This is a genomic window from uncultured Roseibium sp. (assembly GCF_947494555.1).
GTDB lineage: Bacteria > Pseudomonadota > Alphaproteobacteria > Rhizobiales > Stappiaceae > Roseibium.
Window position 1 is genome coordinate 1,519,276 of the sequence record NZ_CANLVF010000001.1, and the last position, 17,747, is coordinate 1,537,022.

7 protein-coding genes are annotated in these 17,747 nt (G+C 56.4%); 1 reads left to right on the forward strand and 6 read right to left on the reverse strand.

Annotation, left to right across the window (positions count from 1 at the left end):
• Complete coding sequence (locus tag Q0915_RS06950) at nt 1-9,423, forward strand: DUF5801 repeats-in-toxin domain-containing protein (RefSeq protein ID WP_299481206.1); 9,423 nt, start codon at nt 1-3, stop codon at nt 9,421-9,423.
• Between the two features lie 110 nt (nt 9,424-9,533).
• Here the strand turns inward: Q0915_RS06950 and Q0915_RS06955 are convergent, their stop codons facing one another.
• The 6 genes from Q0915_RS06955 to Q0915_RS06980 all read right to left on the reverse strand — a co-directional run bounded on the left by Q0915_RS06955 (nt 9,534) and on the right by Q0915_RS06980 (nt 17,655).
• Nucleotides 9,534-10,133: a hypothetical protein gene (locus tag Q0915_RS06955; RefSeq protein ID WP_299481209.1), complete on the reverse strand. Its 600-nt coding sequence runs from the start codon at nt 10,131-10,133 to the stop codon at nt 9,534-9,536.
• Nucleotides 10,134-10,373: 240 nt separating this feature from the next.
• Nucleotides 10,374-10,955 carry a transglutaminase-like cysteine peptidase gene (locus tag Q0915_RS06960; RefSeq protein WP_299481212.1) on the reverse strand — a complete coding sequence of 194 codons (582 nt, stop codon included), beginning with the start codon at nt 10,953-10,955 and terminating at the stop codon, nt 10,374-10,376.
• 405 nt (nt 10,956-11,360) lie between these two features.
• Complete coding sequence (locus Q0915_RS06965; RefSeq protein WP_299481216.1) at nt 11,361-12,674, reverse strand: HlyD family type I secretion periplasmic adaptor subunit; 1,314 nt, start codon at nt 12,672-12,674, stop codon at nt 11,361-11,363.
• Nucleotides 12,671-14,875, reverse strand: a complete 2,205-nt coding sequence (locus Q0915_RS06970; RefSeq protein WP_299481219.1) for a type I secretion system permease/ATPase — start codon at nt 14,873-14,875, stop codon at nt 12,671-12,673. Before Q0915_RS06970 ends, Q0915_RS06965 begins: the two co-directional genes overlap by 4 nt.
• A gap of 194 nt (nt 14,876-15,069) precedes the next feature.
• Nucleotides 15,070-16,434, reverse strand: coding sequence for a TolC family outer membrane protein (locus tag Q0915_RS06975; protein ID WP_299481222.1), 1,365 nt, complete (start codon nt 16,432-16,434; stop codon nt 15,070-15,072).
• A 330-nt stretch (nt 16,435-16,764) separates the two neighbouring features.
• Nucleotides 16,765-17,655 (reverse strand): LysR family transcriptional regulator, encoded by an 891-nt coding sequence (locus Q0915_RS06980; RefSeq protein WP_299481224.1) that lies wholly within the window; start codon nt 17,653-17,655, stop codon nt 16,765-16,767.
• Between the last annotated feature and the right edge of the window lie 92 nt (nt 17,656-17,747).

Consider the following 17,747-nt stretch of genomic DNA (forward strand, 5'->3'; position numbering starts at 1 on the left):
ATGAACGAGTTTGTCCGCATAGCGCAAGCGACCCCTTCAGCAGCAACAGACAGCGCTTCAGCGATTGCTGAAGGCAATGGGCCATTGCTGATCGAACGTCCTCTTGCCCAACAGAGCATAGTCATGCTCAAGGGGGCTGACCAGCTTGTCGACTTCCGGCAAATCCTCGATGAGACGATCTCATTTTTCCGTATCGACGGTGATTTGCAGATGATCTTCGCCGACGGTGGCATGATCATCATCCAGGACTTCTTTTCGGGCGAAAGTGTCGCCGACCTCCTCATTGTCGGCGATGAAGAGTTCTTGTCTCTCGACGATTTCATCTCACTTGCCAATCTCCAGGTGGCGGACGAAATCCAGACGGCGGCGGGTGACACTAGCAATCTGGCGACGGCTCTTGGCAGCCCGCAAAGTTCCGGGCAGACATTCGAGCCAACCGATATCGGTTCCCTCGGTGACGGCCTGGGCGTGGCTGATCTGCTGGTCGGGGAAGGCCCCACGGAGCGCGGTTTCATTGTCGATGATTTTTCAGACGCTGAAGAAAACACATCTCCTGACATCGGTACGCCGGTCGACAGCACGCTTGACGAACAAAACCTTCCTGAAGGCACCGATCCGAACAACCCAGTCTCCGCAACCGCGAGCCTGGATGTGTTTTTCGGAGACAATGCCGGCGGCGACGTCAGGCTTGAATTCGACGGATTGCCAAGCGGTCTGACGTCTGATGGCGACGCTCTGGTCTTCGGCGTGACGAGCAATGCTGACGGCGGACAGACCCTCACGGCGACCAAGTCGGGATCAGGCGAACTCGTTTTCACGGTTACGTTGAACGTCACCGGTGTCGGCGCATCCTTGGGTGGTCAGTATACGTTTGACCTTTTCGGCAACCTGGATCACGTCGCCGACGGACAGGGTGACATCATTCCGCTGGTTTTTGGTTTCAATGCGATCGACGCCAACGGCGACACCGACAGCGACGTCTTCACAGTCAATATCATCGACGACCAGCCTGAAGGGGGCGAATCCGAGCAGGCATCGTTTGACGAACAGGCCTTGAGCAATGGGACCGACCCGGGATCGTCGGCGCTGGTGGCGAGCGGTGCCTTGAACATCCTTTGGGGTGCCGACAACGCAGACAGCGCGAGCGATGGCGCCGCGCAAGATACACCGGGTGGCACCGGTAACCGATCTGTGGTCTTTGCTGCAGTTCAACCCACTTCGACCAAGGCAACAACGTCCGACGGTGTGACGCTCGATTTTGAGTTGTCCGAAAACGACACGGTGCTAACAGCCTATAAAGGCGATGGCCGACTGGACGCGGACAAGATCTTCGAAGTGTCGCTTTTCGACGATGACACCGGATCCTACACGTTCGAGCTTTTCGGCAATATTGACCACGAAAACGGGCAGACCGATCCCTGGATCCTTGATTTCGCCGCGCTGGCCAGCGATGGCGACGGCGACATTGTGCGCACTGATTTCAGCGTCGAAATAGTCGACGACGAGCCGGAAGCAGGCGATGCCGTACAACGTACGGTGCAGGAACATGATCTAAAAAACGGAACGGATCCGGACCCGAGCGCACTTACCAAAACGGGCGATCTGAATATCGTCTGGGGAGCGGACGACGCGGATGCCGCCAACGATGGCGAATTCCAGGACACGCCCGGCGGTCCCGGCAATCGCTCGGTCGTGTTCGCCGCGATCGCCGATCAACCGACCCAGACGACGACCTCCGGTGGTGAGGCGCTGAATTATGTTCTTTCCCAGAACGGTACTGTTTTGACCGCTTATCGCGGCGCAGGCCGCATGGATGCGGACAAGGTCTTCGAGGTCTCGCTTTCCGACGATGGAACCGGGTTCTACACCTTCGAGCTTCTAGGTAATATCGATCACAATCCGCCGGGATCAAACGGCCAGATGGTGGCCTGGAACCTGGATTTTGCATTTGTTGCCGCCGACGGCGACGGCGATACGGCCACAGGCGAATTCCGTGTGACAGTGGTCGACGACGAACCTCTTGCCGGTACAGCAGAGCAAAGCACAGTTGCGGAACATGATTTGCCAACCGGAACGGATCCGGACGCCGTTGCCCTCGTGCAATCGGGCGAGCTCAATGTCATTTGGGGCGCCGATGATGCCGATACCGATGATGTTGATACCGATGATGCAGGCGGTGTTCAGGACACGCCCGGCGTAACCGGCAACCGGTCCATCACCTTTGCGCCGATAGCGGACCAGCCGACACAGGAAACAACGTCGGACGGCGTTACGCTTGAATACGTTCTTTCTGCAAACGACACAGTTCTGACCGCCTACAAGGGTGCGGGCCGTCTGGACGCAGACAAGGTTTTCGAAGTCTCGCTGTCCGATGATGGAACAGGCTCCTACTCCTTCGAACTTCTTGGCAATATCGATCACACGAGCGGACAGACAGAGTCCTGGGATCTGGACTTTACCTTCGTTGCAAGCGACAGCGACGGCGATACCGTGCAAGGCGATTTTCGTGTGACAGTCGCAGACGATGCGCCGATAACCGGTGAAGCTGACCTCGGAGTTGTGGAAGAAGAAGAGCTGGAGGGCGGGCTAGACGATCCTTTTCCGTTTGATCTGGACGGTGCTGCCAGTCAGGCGGGGACACCGCTCACCAACAGATTTTCCGGCTCGCTGAACATTGTTTGGGGTGCCGACGACAATGACACCGCCGATAGCGATCTCAACGGGTTGCCAGTGCAGGATGATGCGACCGGTGCGGATCAGCGATCTGTCATATTCTCCGACGTAGCAGACGGTCTCATCGCAGACCCGGCCAGCATAGTGTCTGTCCTCGACGGAAGCGGGGACACTGTCGATCTAACTTCGCTGACATCTCGCGGGGATGCGCTGAGCTTTGTTCTGTCCGGCGATGGCACGCAATTGACCGCCTATGCCGAGTATGGCCAAGCAGGGGAACGCAGCGTATTTCGCGTTGCTCTATCTGATGACGATAGTGGATCTTATACGTTCATTCTCGACGACGTTCTGGATCATCCAATTCAGGATACGACGCCGTTCGATGAGGATGCGCTGTCGCTGAGCTTCAATTATCTTGCTGAGGACAGCGACGGCGATCGCGCAGCCGGCAGTTTTGAGGTGCTCGCGATCGACGATGGTCCGCTGTTCCGGACCGACGATATTCACACGATCGATAGTCTGGTACCGGTTGCCTTCACCGAGACAGCTGATCTGCGTATTCCGGCGGACGGAACAAGCGGCACGATCTTTTCCAATATCGAGGTGACAACGCCGGGAACAATTCTCGACGTCAACGTTTCGTTGGAAGTGCAGCACAGTTTCAGCGGCGATTTGCTTGTCTTTCTGGTGCACCCGGACGGTACGGAAATCAGGCTCATACAGGATTCCTTTGAGCGAACACAGCCGGTGGACGGGGTTGTGTCGTTCGATGATGATGCTGCGACCAGCATTGGAACAGGGAATACGAATATCGTCGGCACATGGCTTCCCGACAGTAGCCTTAACCTCGACTTTTACGAGGGCCGTGATCAACTTGGTGTTTGGACGCTGCAGGTAACAGACGCAAACGGCGGCGACGTCGGTCAGCTTGTGTCGTGGACACTCGACATTCAAACCGGGGTCTCCGCAGTGGTTGACGAGGACGATCTGTCGACCCAGCGCGGGGGCGGTATAGACGACAATGTCGATGGCAACAACGATCAGGCAACCGGCGACAATTCTACCATTACAAATGCCCTTTTGGACGGTGACAGCGACCCGACGACCGTATTCGGCAATCTCGGCGTTCTTTGGGGCGCCGACAACGAGAACAGCGTTGAAAACGGTGGCGCAAGCGCAGGAATAGGAGACCGCGCTGTAACCTTTATCGAAGGTGCGGGCGGAACGATTGAGAGCCTTGAGGCACTTGGTTTGACCTCAAATGGGGATGCTCTCAGCTACAGCCTGAATGCGGCGACCGACCTGCTGACCGCCACAGCTGGCGGACGCGTTGTGTTCACCGTCGAACTTTTTGACACGGACACTGGTTCCTTCAAGTTCGATCTTCAAGATGCTTTGGATCATCCCTCCGGCGAAGCCGAAAACGACATCATCCTCAATATCAGTTTTGTCGCCACGGACAGTGACGGTGATACAGGCACATCAACGTTTTCTGTCGCAGTTGATGACGATCTGCCGATTATCGGCGACGACGCTGATGTTGGTGAAATCAGTGAGGGCGCTAACAGCCCGATCACCGGAAATCTGGACATCTCATGGGGTGCGGATGCCGGAGATGCCGGTACCGACGGAACTACTCAGGACACACCAAGCGGTACAGGCAATCGCTCGGTCGTGTTTGCGGCCATTGCCGACCAGCCGACACAGGCAACCACATCCGACGGCGTAGCGCTTGAATATGTCTTGTCTGAAAACGATACGGTCCTGACGGCCTATCAGGGCGTGGGTCGCCTCGACGCTGACAAGGTGTTCGAGGTTTCGCTTTCCGATGACGGAACAGGTGCCTTCACGTTCGAGCTTCTCGGCAATATCGACCACGTAAATGGACAGACGGATACCTGGGACCTCGACTTTGCTTATGTAGCTACCGACAGTGATGGCGATACAATCGCGGCCGAATTCCAGGTGACGGTCTCCGACGGTGCGCCGATTGCCGGAGCAGCGGATGATGTCACGGTTGAAGAATCCGATCTTGCCAATGGCACGGATCCGGACGCGACCGCTCTCACGCAGTCGGGCAACCTGAACATCACCTGGGGCGCCGACGATACGGATGCCGGGACGGACGGAACCACTCAGGACACGCCTGGTGGAACGGGTAACCGGTCTGTCGTCTTTGCCGCTATTGCTGATCAGCCGACGCAGGCAACCACATCCGACGGTGTTGCGCTTGAATATGTCTTGTCTGAGAACGACACGGTCCTGACGGCCTATCAGGGCGCCGGCCGTCTGGACGCGGACAAGGTGTTCGAGGTCTCGCTTTCCGATGACGGAACTGGTGCCTACACGTTCGAGCTTTTCGGCAATATCGACAACGTCAATGGACAGACCGACACCTGGAACCTCGACTTTGCCTATGTCGCCACTGACAGTGACGGCGATTCGGTGGACGGCGACCTGCGTGTGATCGTCACGGACGACGAACCGCTTGCCGGAGCGGCGGACGATGCCACGTTTGAAGAATCCGATCTTGCCAATGGAACGGATCCGGACGCGACCGCTCTCACGCAGTCGGGCAACCTGAACATCACCTGGGGCGCCGACGATACGGATGCCGGGACGGACGGAACCACTCAGGATACGCCTGGTGGAACGGGTAACCGGTCTGTCGTCTTTGCCGCTATTGCTGATCAGCCGACGCAGGCAACCACATCCGACGGCGTTGCGCTTGAATATGTCTTGTCTGAAAACGATACGGTCCTGACAGCTTATCAGGGCGCAGGCCGTCTGGACGCGGACAAGGTGTTCGAGGTCTCGCTCTCCGATGACGGAACTGGTGCCTATACGTTCGAACTTCTTGGCAATATCGACCACGTCAACGGGCAGACCGATGCCTGGAGCCTGGACTTTGCCTATGTCGCGAGCGACAGCGATGGCGACACGGTGTCAGCCGAATTTCGCGTCACGGTAGGGGATGATGCTCCGGAGATTGATCTTCGGGTGGAAGATTATGTGCGCATCGACGAAACCTACGGACTGCACAGCGACAACGTATTCGATCCGTTCACCGGAGAGTATGATCCCGATGTTGTTGCGCTTTTTGAAGATGTCAGTCAGCCGGGTTCGGACGACGACCTGATTGGCCCGATTTACGCGAGTTATGGTGTCGTCGGATTCGATGTCAACGTTGGTGCCGATGACGATGCAGACATCGACCTGTCGCTGCGCATCGACGATGCAGCTTCGGGCCTCACGACGACGGAAGGGGACGCCATAACCCTTTCTCTGGAAGACGGCCTTGTCGTTGGACGGATTGCAAACGGTGACGCTGTTTTTGCGGTTCATATTGACGAGAACGGCGAGGTCAGCATCGTTCAGTTCCAGTCATTGAGCCATCCGGACACATCGACTTCGGATGAGCACATCACGCTCGATGGCAAGATCTCGGCAGTGCTTACTGTCACGGACGGGGATGGCGACGTCGTATCCGAGGATGTTTCGATCGGTGCTGACGTCACATTTGACGATGATGGGCCTTCGGCGTTCAGACGTGGATCCGGCGTTACCCAAAACGAGACTGCTGCTGGAACCATTGTTTCCGGTCAGCTCCAATTCGATGGCGGTGCCGACGGCGCGACAGTGACCGGAATAGACTTCATTTCCAATGGAGACTACATCCGCACGATTGACCCGGACGCGAGTGGCGGGGACCGCCGTGGCTCGCTGAGTGCCGACGGTCAGCCTATTGTCTGGTCGAGTGCAACTGATGCCAACGGTGTTATTACGGTCACTGCGGTCCTGGAAGGCACGGCGACCACCGCATTCGAGATCATCATTAATCCGGACGGTAGCTACACGTACCAGCAATTTGTCGGTTTCGACCATCCAGACGAAAATGAGACCGGCCGGGACGATCAACTCACGTTCCGCATGCGCTTTACTGTCACCGACGGTGACGGAGACCCGGATACGGCAACTGCTGTGTTCAGGGTACGGGACGGCGGACCGGAGATCGGCGTGGTGGCCGATGCCCTGGTGGAAGAAGACGGTGTGCCGGCACTGGCAGGTATCGATCTTGCGATCGACTGGGGTGCGGACGATGCCAATGACGACGGCGGCATCCCTGGAGACCGCTCAGTCGCTTTCGCGGAGCCGGTTGCCGAAGACACGATATCCTTCTCGGACGCCAACGGAACGCTCGACGAGTTGTATTCAGGCGGCGAACTGGTCAATTTCACCTTCATCAATGGCGTTCTCGTTGGATATACAGGCGCGGTTCCTGGAGGCACAACGGACAGCAACGTCGTCTTGATTGCGGCTCTTTCTGACGTTGGAACAGGCAGCTACGACTTTTTGCTTGTACAACCGCTCGATCACACAGCGCCGGTTGGAACGGATCATTATCTTGATCTGAGCTTTGCGTACGCTGCGACGGACGCGGATGGCGATGTCAGCGAAACCGCCACGTTTACGGTGCGTGTCGACGCGGCCGGAACCGTGACACCAATCGATTATTCAAACCTGAGTACGGGCGTTTTCGTCAATCTTGACGACACCGCACGCACCTATCTTGGTCAGACGGTCGCTGCAGAAACGGCGACCGATCGCGACGGCGTCGACCCGGCCGTTATCGGTATCGACAGTGTTTCCGGCCTTGATGATGCAGCAGGAGGAACGGGTAACGACGTTCTTGTCGGCAACGACAACGACAATACCTTGTCAGGCAACGATGGTGATGACGTTCTCGTCGGCCGGGGAGGTTTCAACCTCCTGGACGGCGGCTCGGGTTCAGACACGGCTGACTATTCCGACAACGAGGAGGGTATTGTCGTAAGGCAGGATCTGGGTTGGGCGACTGACGCATCCAACCTCGATTCGGGTCTGGCGAATCTGATTCAGGGCATCAACAACAACACGATCGCGCATGATGATCTGGTCAGCGTCGAAAACATCAACGGTAGCCAATTCGACGACTTTCTCTTCGGTAACAACGAGTCGAACACGCTTTCGGGCGGTGACGGTGACGATGACATATTCGGACTGGGCGGTTCGGATACGCTTATTGGGGGCGAGGGGAATGACGAGCTCTACGCCATCCTCGGCAATAACAAGCTGATTGGTGGGGCAGGTCAGGATCTGCTCGTAAGTGGCGCTGGATCCGATGAGTTTGTGTTCGCCGCAGGCGAAGGCAGCGCAACGGCAGCCGGAGCAGACCGCATTCAGTTCTACAAGGACGGACTCGATACGATCGTAATTACCGGAGGCCTGACCTTTGCCGACCTGGTGATTGGTGATGATGGGGCCGGCAACGCGGCGATCTTCGAAACTGTCAACAACCAGTTTGTTGCCGTGCTGACCGGAATCTCATCCGCTGTTCTCACTTCTTCGGACTTCAGTTTCTCTTCCGACCCGATCGTCCTCGATCTTGACGGCGACGGCGTGGAACTTGTGTCTGCAGAAGATGGTGTTGCGTTCGATCTGAATGGCGACGGGCAGGCCGAGGTGTCTGGCTGGGTCGGAGCCGATGACGGGATCCTCGTCATGGATCTCGACGGGTCCGGCAAGATCGAAAGCGGAAAGGAAGTTTTTTCGGAAGTTTTCAACGAAGGCGGTTTTGCGGATTCGCTGGAAGCCCTGGCTTTGCTCGACAGCAACGGTGACGGTTTGATCGATGCGAGCGATGAAGCCTTCACGGATCTCAGGGTCTGGCAAGACGTCAACACCGATGGCGTTTCGCAGGACGGTGAGTTGTCGACGCTGAGTGATCTCGGCATCGAGTCGATCAACCTCAACGCAGGCCAAGTCTACAAGACTGTCAGCGGAAACACCGTCTATGCCGAGGGCACTTACCAGACTGTCGACGGAAGCACCGGCAGCTATGCCGGCACTGCGTTCAACACTCTCGGCGGTGGTGAGCATGACGCGGACGAGACGACAAGACAATCAACGGCAATGGCAGCCGGCATTGCGCTGGTGCTTTATTCCGCAACGGCGCAAGAAGTCGAGGCGGGACTGTCCCAGATTGCAGTCACCGGTGCTCCTGAGCACGGTGAAGTTTCCGTCTCAGAAGACTTCACTGTGACGTTCAATCCCGCTGCAGGGTATGAGGGTGCCGATTCAGTTGAGCTTGCACTTGTCTATGCCGATGGTTCTGTTGTGACCCGGGAAGTCGAGATAGAAGTACGCGCTGACGAAACCACCTCGACCTCCGAACAGGCTACGGCTGCAGAGTTACCAGGCGCCAGCCTAGACAACGAGACACAGACAGAAAGCCTTGTTGCTTCGGCTTCAGCCGATGTTGCCGAGCTGGGTGCTCTCGTTACAGGATCGGTGATCAGGGGCGACGACGGTGACAACATCCTGGTCGGCACTGATGGAGATGACGTTCTGATTGGCGGTCTTGGCATCGACACTTTGACCGGTGGCGGTGGCGCTGACACATTTGTTCTCAATTCGCTTGCCGAAGCCGATATCATTACGGACTACTCATTCGCAGACGGCGACAAGATCGATCTCGGGGAGCTTCTCGAAGGTGCGTTCGCAACAGCTGCGAATGCCGGTGACTTTGTCCGCGCTGAAAAACAGGCGGATGGCGAAGTCAGGCTGGAAGTTGATCTGGACGGTCAAGGCACGGCGCACGACTGGCAAAGCGCGGCGACCCTTCAAGAGCATGGTTCTATGGGCGAAACGATCCGCGTTGTGCTCGACGTGGAAGGAAGCGAAGCGCAAATCCCGGTAAATGTCGCCTAAGATATTGAGCTTTAGGAATAAAAAAAGCGGGCTTTTGCCCGCCTTTTTGGGTCTGACGTCATGGTTCAGGCGTTGACCCCTGCAGTTCGAAAGTCAGAGACGAGTTGAATTCAAGCTTCGCGATGTCTTCGGCGACGCAGGAGAAATGCACCTGCAAGGCCGGTTCCCAAGACTGACAATCCGGCAATGATCGCGAGCGAGCGGGTCGCGTTCGGAATATCAGCCATAGCCCTGCTCGGCGAAAGCAGCGATGTTCCACCCTGGATGCTCGATGTCGTTGATGGTGCGTTTCCATCCTGGGTCAGCAATATGGTTTCAGTTTCGAGTGAAATGTAGCCTTTGATTGTTCCCGCTGGCGTTCCCGGATTTTTAATATCCTCGACCACCGCTTCAACCATTTTTCGTTGCTCTGCGTCAGGTTTAGAAGCAGACCCTCCTGCGCTCAGGATCTCAGCTCCCTGGGCATCCTGAAGGGCGATGCGCGCAAGGCCGGTTTCTCGGCTCGCGGCTTCAAGAACGGTCCGCAGATATGTTTCCAGCTCGCGCGTCTCCACGCTTTCCGGCTGTTCGGTTGCGAGCTCGACAAATTCCGGAACGAGCGGCAATGTCGCCAATTCTTCCAATCTCAGACGTGGGCGGATCAGGTTTGCGTCCTCAAGAGCACTGACGAGTTTCGCTCGCTGCTCTGACGCGAACTTTTCCTCCGCCACCAAGGTGGACCTTTGCCGATCCGCCAAAAAATATCCGCCGGAAATGACACAGGCCGACAACACACAACTGACCACAGCCAGGCAAAGCGCTGGTGTGAGCACAAGGGAGCCGCGAATCAATCCGGATTGTTTTTGCTTTTTCATAGGCAGCGTATAACACGCCTGCCTGCGCAGGGCAGGTGTCGAAGACTATTTCGCCCTGATGTGCCGCAGGCGTGCCAGAATGTGACGGCTTTCCGCTCAGCGTGTTGCGGACTTAAGCCGTGCGGCCAGATTGACCGGTTTGCCCGCGTTTGGCATGTGGCTCCATTCGCCGGCAGCATTCACGGAATAGAGCGCCTGATAGTGCGGAAGATCACGCTCGAACCGGACGCGTGAGAAACGGTTGTCCAGAATAAGCCACTTGCCATTGTGCCGAACGGACAGGACGGCATGATATTGGCGGGCTGCCGTGTCGCGCAATACAACGATGCGCATGTCCTCATCCTTGACGCCAAGGTCGCGGAACAATGCGTATTTCAAGATGGCATAATCTTCACAGTCGCCTGCACGCCGGGTGAGTGTCTCTACCGGGCTCGCCCAATATTCGGCCTTCTTATAGAGAAAGCTGTCTTCCCGATAGGCCAGCAAGCGGTTGACCATGTAGTTGACTTTCGGGATCTGCAGACCGCGCCGCAACGGGCTAACCTGGTCCAGGATTGCCGAATAGGCGCGAAATCCGTGCCTGGTTCGACCAGCGTCTTGCGCCGTTCCTTCCAGTTCCGAGACTGCACGTTGCCAGCGTTGCGAAACAGGCGAAATCGAAACAGGTTTGCCGCGCAAGCCAAACAGTCTTGTCGGAGTGGGGGCAGCGGATTGCGCAGCGGGCGCGTTTAATGCGAATTGTCGGTTTGCTCGTGCCGGCTTGGATCGCGGTTTGCCAATGGGATCAACGCGCGTTTCCGACAATGCTATCCGGGTCGCCGATTTGACCTGACTCGGCACACTGTGAGGCGTTGCGGAGGAGGCTGTCTCGATGGAAACGTCACTGAAGACCCCGGCGTCTGTTCTGCCAGACGAAAGGGCTGGGGTATCCTCAGCAGATGAAGCGGCAGACAACAGGTTCAACGACAGGCCCAAAATGCATGCCTGCCAAAACGAACGCAATACTGTCCCGCTCACAGCCGGTTGTGCCGGTGCGGTTGCTCCGTGATCCATCTGCCGATCGCCTCGTTTATTGCCGAGACGTCAGCGCTCCCTGAGTGCTTCGTCCCGAACTTTCTTGATCGGCTTCAAGATGTAGTCCAGGACCGTTTTCTCCCCGGTTAATATATCTATCGAAGCAACCATTCCTGGTATTATTGGTAAAGGTTCAGTGTCCGAGCCGAGGTAGTTTTTATCTGTTCTTATCATGACGCGGAAGAAACGATTGCCTTCCTCGTCTTCAGTGGTGTCCGCACTGATCCTCTCCAGATTGCCCTCGAGCCCGCCATATATTGAAGAGTCGTAAGCCGTTATTTTTACTTGTGCTTTCTGGCCCGGATGAAGAAACGCGACGTCTTTGGGCCGGATTTGCGCCTCGATCAGAAGCGTGTCTTCGAGGGGCACGATTTCTACCAGATCCGCCGCGGGCTGGACCACCGCACCGATTGTCGTGATGTTCAGTTTGTTAATGATGCCCTTGACCGGAGAAACGAGTTCGGTTCTTCGCACCCTGTCCGCGGCCCCCCTCAACGTCTCGTTGATGACGGCGAGTTCGCCGCGGGCTTCGGCGAGCTCCTGGCTCGCTTCGGAGACAAACGTTGCAACGGCGCTGCTGGAGCGTTCATTCGCTTCCTCGCGCGCTGCCAAGGCTCTATTTACCGACGCCTTTGTGATGGCCAGCTCGCCTTCGCTTTCCTTCAATTGGCGTTGCAATTGCAGGAACTCGATCTCAGGCAACACCTTCCGCTCATAAAGGCTCTGTTTGATTTCGACTTCCCGTTCCATGATTTCGGTAACGGTTTCGAGCTTTGCCTGTTTCGCAAGCAGTTCCTGGTATTCCTGCTCGCGCTGCGAGAACTGGTTCTGAAGAACGCGCAATTCATTGTCCAGGCTGGCTTTTTTGTCCTGATAGACGTTTTCCTCTTCCCGAATTAGGCCAGGCGCTTCATGCAACAATTCTTCGGGAAACGCCAATGGCTGCTGGTCGGCCTCAGAATCCAGCCGCGCGACACGTGCCATCAGCGCCCAACGGCGCTGCCGGATTTCGCCGAGTTGAGAGGAAAATGTCGTGTCGTCGATTTCGATCAACGGCTGACCTTCGTCGACAATGTCGCCTTCTTCGACGAAGATCTTCTCGACAATTCCCCGTTCCGGCGCCTGGACAACCTGGATCTGGCGTGAGGGGACAACGCGTCCGTCTCCTCGAGTGACTTCCTCAAGGGTCGCGAAATAGGCCCACGCCAGCATCACGACAAACAACACCAATCCAATCCGGATTACATTTGTGGTGTATCGCGGCGGTTTCGTCTGGATGATGTCGCGAATGTCGTGGGCGTAGTTCCAGTCGTCCGACCTCATGACGCGCCACCTTGTGTGCCTTGCTGGTTCGCAGCATTGACCGCGCCGAGCTCCTGGAGCTTTTTCAGGACCTCCTGGCGTGGACCATCGAGAGCAAGCTTGCCGAAATCGAGCGTGATGAGGCGATCCGTCAGTTCAACGAGGCTCATGCGGTGCGTGCTGATAATGACGGTCGTATCAGGCGAGTTGAAGTCCATCAGTCGTGTGATCAAACGGCGCTCTGAGGCTAGGTCGAGATGACTAGAGGGTTCATCAAGGAAAAGAACGCGTGGTTTTCTCAAGAGAATGCGGGCCAGCGCAACTGCCTGCTTTTGACCACCGGACAGGAAACGGCCACCTTCACCGACCTGCAGGTCGTATCCAAGCGGGCTTTGCGCCACAAATTCCTCAACACCGGCAATCCGGGCTGCTTCAACGAGTGCATCGTCGTCTGCAAACGGGTCTCCAGCGCTAATGTTTTCGCGGACTGTGCCGCTGAAGAGCACATTGTCCTGTGAAAGAAATCCGACATTTGACCGCAGGTCCGCCGGGTCGAATTGACGGGTGTCGGTCCCATCAATCAACACCGTACCGTTTGATGGGTAGTAAAGTCCGGATACCAGGCGGCCGATCGTGCTTTTGCCGGAGCCAACGCGCCCGATCAATCCGACCGTCTCGCCTGGCGTGATCTTGAAGGAAATGTTCTTGAGACTGTCGTCTTCAGCGCCCGGATACCGGAAATTCACGCCCTTGAACTCTACCGAACCGGACGCGATGCGCTTGTTGACATAGGTTCGCCCGGGCTTGCGCTCGGTGTCCGTCGACATGACTTCGTCAAGGATCTTGTAGGAGTGGAGCGTCTGGCGCAGGCGTGTGAGGGTATTGGCAACGTTGGCAAGCGGTGCGAGCACCCGCCCGGAAAGCATCATCGCGGCAATCAGCGCGCCCATGGTGATGTCGCCGCTCTGGATGAGGTAGACGCCCCAGACAATGATGGCAATGGAAACGGACGCCTGAACCAGCCCCGTGCCTGTTTGTGCGATCAGCGCCCAGAACCGCCCCTTCATGATGGCCGCGCTGCTTGCTGCGACAGAGCGTTCCCACTTGGTTTGCATGCGGCCTTCGGCGTTCAAGGCGCGGACCGTATCAAGGTTGGCAATGCTCTCGACCAGAATGGAATGGCGGATTGCGCTTTCCGTGTGTGACTGCTCGATGGCACCTGAAAGTGGAGCCTGCACAAACAGGCTGATAGCGAGCACCACCGGCACCGCGATCAATGGCACGATTGCGATCGGTCCGACCAGAAGAAACAGGACCGCGACGAAAATACCGATGAAAAAGACATCGATGATCGAAACCAGAGAAGACGACGTGATGAACTCGCGAACGTTTTCAAACTCACGGATGTGGTTGGCGAACTGACCAGAGCTGACAGGGCGCTTTTCGAAGTCGATCGCAAGCGCATGCGCAAAAATCTTGCTTGCAAGCGCATTGTCTGCCTGCTTGCCGGCAACGTTGATGATCTGTCCACGTGCGATTTTTAGGACAAAGTCGAATACCAGCGTGAGTATGACACCGATTGCCAATGCCCATAGCGTCGGTATCGCGAAATTCGGTACCACGCGATCATAGACATTCATTGTGAACAACGGAGAGGCGAGGGCCAAAAGATTGATCAGGAGAGCCGCGACCGCAACATGGATGTAGTCGCGCCAGAAGGTCGAGATCGTGCTCCAGAACCAGTGTCCCCGTGGCCCGAGCGCACGTTCGCTCAAGCCGGAAGAGTCGTTCTCTGGCTGGAAAAAGATGGCGTAGCCGCTGTAGCTGCCGCGGATTTCATCTAACGAGTGTTGACGCTTGTCCGATGACCGCGACGGGTCAACAAGCTCGACGGTTCCTGCCTCCTTGTTCATGCCGGTGAGCACGAGCATGTCGGAATTTTTCATCGCGATGATACAGGGAAGCGCCGGGAGCGGGATCGTGTCCAGTTCCTTCTTGTCCGGCAGGACATTCAAGCCGCAATTGGCAGCTGCGCGGCCGAGTATACCCACTGTTAGCCGGCTTCCGGCCTTCGGCAATCCGTTCCAGATCACGGAATCGGTTACGTGGAACCCATGCACGCGCGCAATGTATTTCAACGCGCTTGCAAGCGGATCGTTGTCATCTGACCCCTGCGGTGCGGTGTTCTTGTCTGAAGTTTCTTCGGTGCTTTTTTGCAGCATATTGGGTGCGGGCCACGGGCTTTGTCACCGTCCAGGTCTTTTCCAGAAGCGGGTCGGCCTGAGACATCCGGTCTATGCAACACAACGTGGTGCCCGAATAAGGCAGAAGCGTTCTGGAAAGTTCCTTCCTGCGGTCTTCTACGTAAATTATTGGTTTGCCGGTGTTCCGGCAAACCAAATATGCGTTTGAAACGTTAGAATTTACGTAACGGCTCGAGGTTGAGCGGATTTCTGGGCAGGATTGTCGCCGCCTCGCGCTGGCCGTCTGCCGCTTCAGGTGGAGGAGATACGCTCAGATAGGCCAGCAGGTCTCCGGATGTCGCCCTGAGCTGGTACGTGGAGAACGCATAAACAGCGCGGACGGAAATCAGTTCGATTTCGCTGTTGAAAAGCGCGTTCTCGGCGTTCAGGACGTCAAGCAGCGTACGCTGTCCGATGTCGTATTCCTGCCGGTAACCCTCGACCACCTGTCTGTTTGCGGAGAGTTGTTCGCGCAGCGACTGGATCCGGTTGGTTGTCGTGCTGACTGCGGCGAAGGAGCGCTGGATGCCTTCCTTCAGTTCCCGCCGAACCCGGTCAACGCGAATCTGTGCCTCAGTCAAGCGCTCGCTGTATTCCTGGCTCAGCGCCGTGTCACGACCGCCATTGTAAAGGTTCCAGGAGAACACGAGCTTGCCGGAATATTCGTTGTTCCGGCCTTCGATGCCACCGACATCGTCGCCAACGGTCGCCTGTCCTTGCAAAGCGACTTCCGGCAAAAAATTGCCTTTGCTGGCTTCGAACTCAAACTTGGCTGCATCCGCGTCAGCCAATGCAGCCCGAACTGTCGGGTGCGTTTGGACCGCGGAATCAACCAGCTGATTGACAGATCCGCCGGGGAGACTTGCCGGCTTTGCAGGTGCAAGCGAGGCGGGCTTCTTGCCGACGACCCGTTCAAATTTCGCGATCGTGTCGAGGAGGGACTGTTGTACTTCAGAAACAATCACCTCGGCGGCAGCGACCCGTTCCCGGGCTTGTGCAAGGTCCGCAGCACCGGTTTCGCCACCTTCGAATCGGGTTCGAACATCGGAGAAGATGCGCCGGTGTTTTTGGACGTTCATTCTTGCTTTTGCGAGAATGGCGGTGCTTCTGAGCACGTCAATATAGGATTCAACCGCATCGAGCGCGATTGCCTCGGACCGCTCCATGACGCGCAAAGCGGCACCGTCAACCCGTGCGCTCTGCCGATAGATCTCGTTCACCGACGTGAAGCCGTCGAAAAGCAGCTGCTGAACAGTCAGGGTGAATTCTTTTGAAAACCGCCATTTGTCGTTTTCGTCGGCGCTGAATGAATTGGGCCGGTCCAAACGTTCGGGGCCGAGTTCAGCAGAAAGGTCCAGAGTGGGAAGGAACGCGCCCTGCGAGCGACGATACTCATAGTCACGCGCACGCCTGTTGGCCGCAGACTCCAAGACGTCCGGATTTGTCGAGACAGCTTCCTGAACGATCTGCCGGAGATCCGCCGCATAGGATCCTTCCACCAGACACACGCTCAAAAGGAGGGCCGCTATTGTACGCATAGACCACAGTGCCACTTTTTTGTTTTTGTTCGGGTGCACACTATTATACCTTCGCCCGCATGCCCATGCCTAGATTGTTCTGCATGGCGTGTAATCATTCCTGGTGTTGCTATCGCGCAACGAATTCAATGTAAAGACCGCATTTTAGCGAGTTTTTTAATCTTTTGTTTACTATAGTTTGAAGTTTTTTAAACAACTAAAAAGTGCATCCCAAGTTGAAGCTGCAAAAATCGGGTAAAAAACCGTTATTCAAGAGCGCTTTTGATCCAACGCGTGGAATAACTTGCCCATATTTATTTGTGGATCAAATTTCAGAAATAGGCGCGCGGCCTAAAAGCCTCCACCTGCCCGAACTTCGACGGCGACGTCGAGAAAGCTCCGTATAAGGCGAAGTTCGCGCTTGTCCGCCGGTATTGCGATGCAATCGCGGTATTCTTCAGGCATCTCTTCCACATCGACGGCGACGAGATTGTCTGATGGAAAGAGGCTCCGTTCAAGCAACAAGCCTATCCCGAGATTGTGAAGCACAGCTTCTTTGACCATTGGAAAAGTCGTGGTTCGCAGGATCCTGAAAAAGTCGAGATTGTATTCGTGCATCTTGGCGCGCACGATCTTCTGCGTGAGGGATCCGTCTTCCGGCAAGACAAGTGTTTCAGCCTGCAGGTCTCGCAGCGAAATGCTGTTGCGTGAGGCGAGGGGATGATCTTTGCGCATATGCGCCTTGTATCGTGATCTGCGAAGTTCGTGGGTATAAAGGGCGGCGCTTTCCTCAGGTTCGGTTGCGATTGCGATATCGATCCTGCGCTCGGCGAGCAGGGTCATCGCCGTTGTCCAATTGAAGAGAGTGAAGTCGATCTGCACCTGAGGATAAAGTTTTCCGTATTGCGCAACGATCGGCATTGCGGGGCGGGGGGCATTTGCGATCAGCCTGATATGGCCGTCGGTGAGGGCGCTGAAGTCGCTCACTTTTTCATTGACGAGCTGTTCCATCGTCGCAAGGCGGTCGGATATGGCAAACAATTCTGTACCTGCGCGAGTCAATTCCAGTCCACTGCGGCGCCGGACGAACAATTGCGTACCCATCAACGTTTCCAGTTTGCCAACGTGCTGTGTGATCGATGATTGGGTGACGCCAAGGACATTTGCGGCCAGCGAGAAGCTGCCTTCACGCGCAACATAGGTGAAAGCCTTGATCTGATAGGGACTTGGAGGGGTGTTCATGACAGTTCCGTGTTAACAGCGCTGCCAAACCTTAGCTCGCATTAGAAACACTAATATTACGTCACATCCGTTTTATTCTGTCTGTCTAGGTT

Bases quoted from the DNA above. Each gene is read 5' to 3' on its own strand.
- Q0915_RS06950 (WP_299481206.1), top strand. From the start codon at position 1: ATGAACGAGTTTGTCCGCATAGCGCAAGCGACCCCTTCAGCAGCAACA.
- Q0915_RS06965 (WP_299481216.1), bottom strand. From the start codon at position 12,674: ATGAGGTCGGACGACTGGAACTACGCCCACGACATTCGCGACATCATC.
- Q0915_RS06970 (WP_299481219.1), bottom strand. From the start codon at position 14,875: ATGCTGCAAAAAAGCACCGAAGAAACTTCAGACAAGAACACCGCACCG.
- Q0915_RS06975 (WP_299481222.1), bottom strand. From the start codon at position 16,434: ATGCGTACAATAGCGGCCCTCCTTTTGAGCGTGTGTCTGGTGGAAGGA.
- Q0915_RS06980 (WP_299481224.1), bottom strand. From the start codon at position 17,655: ATGAACACCCCTCCAAGTCCCTATCAGATCAAGGCTTTCACCTATGTT.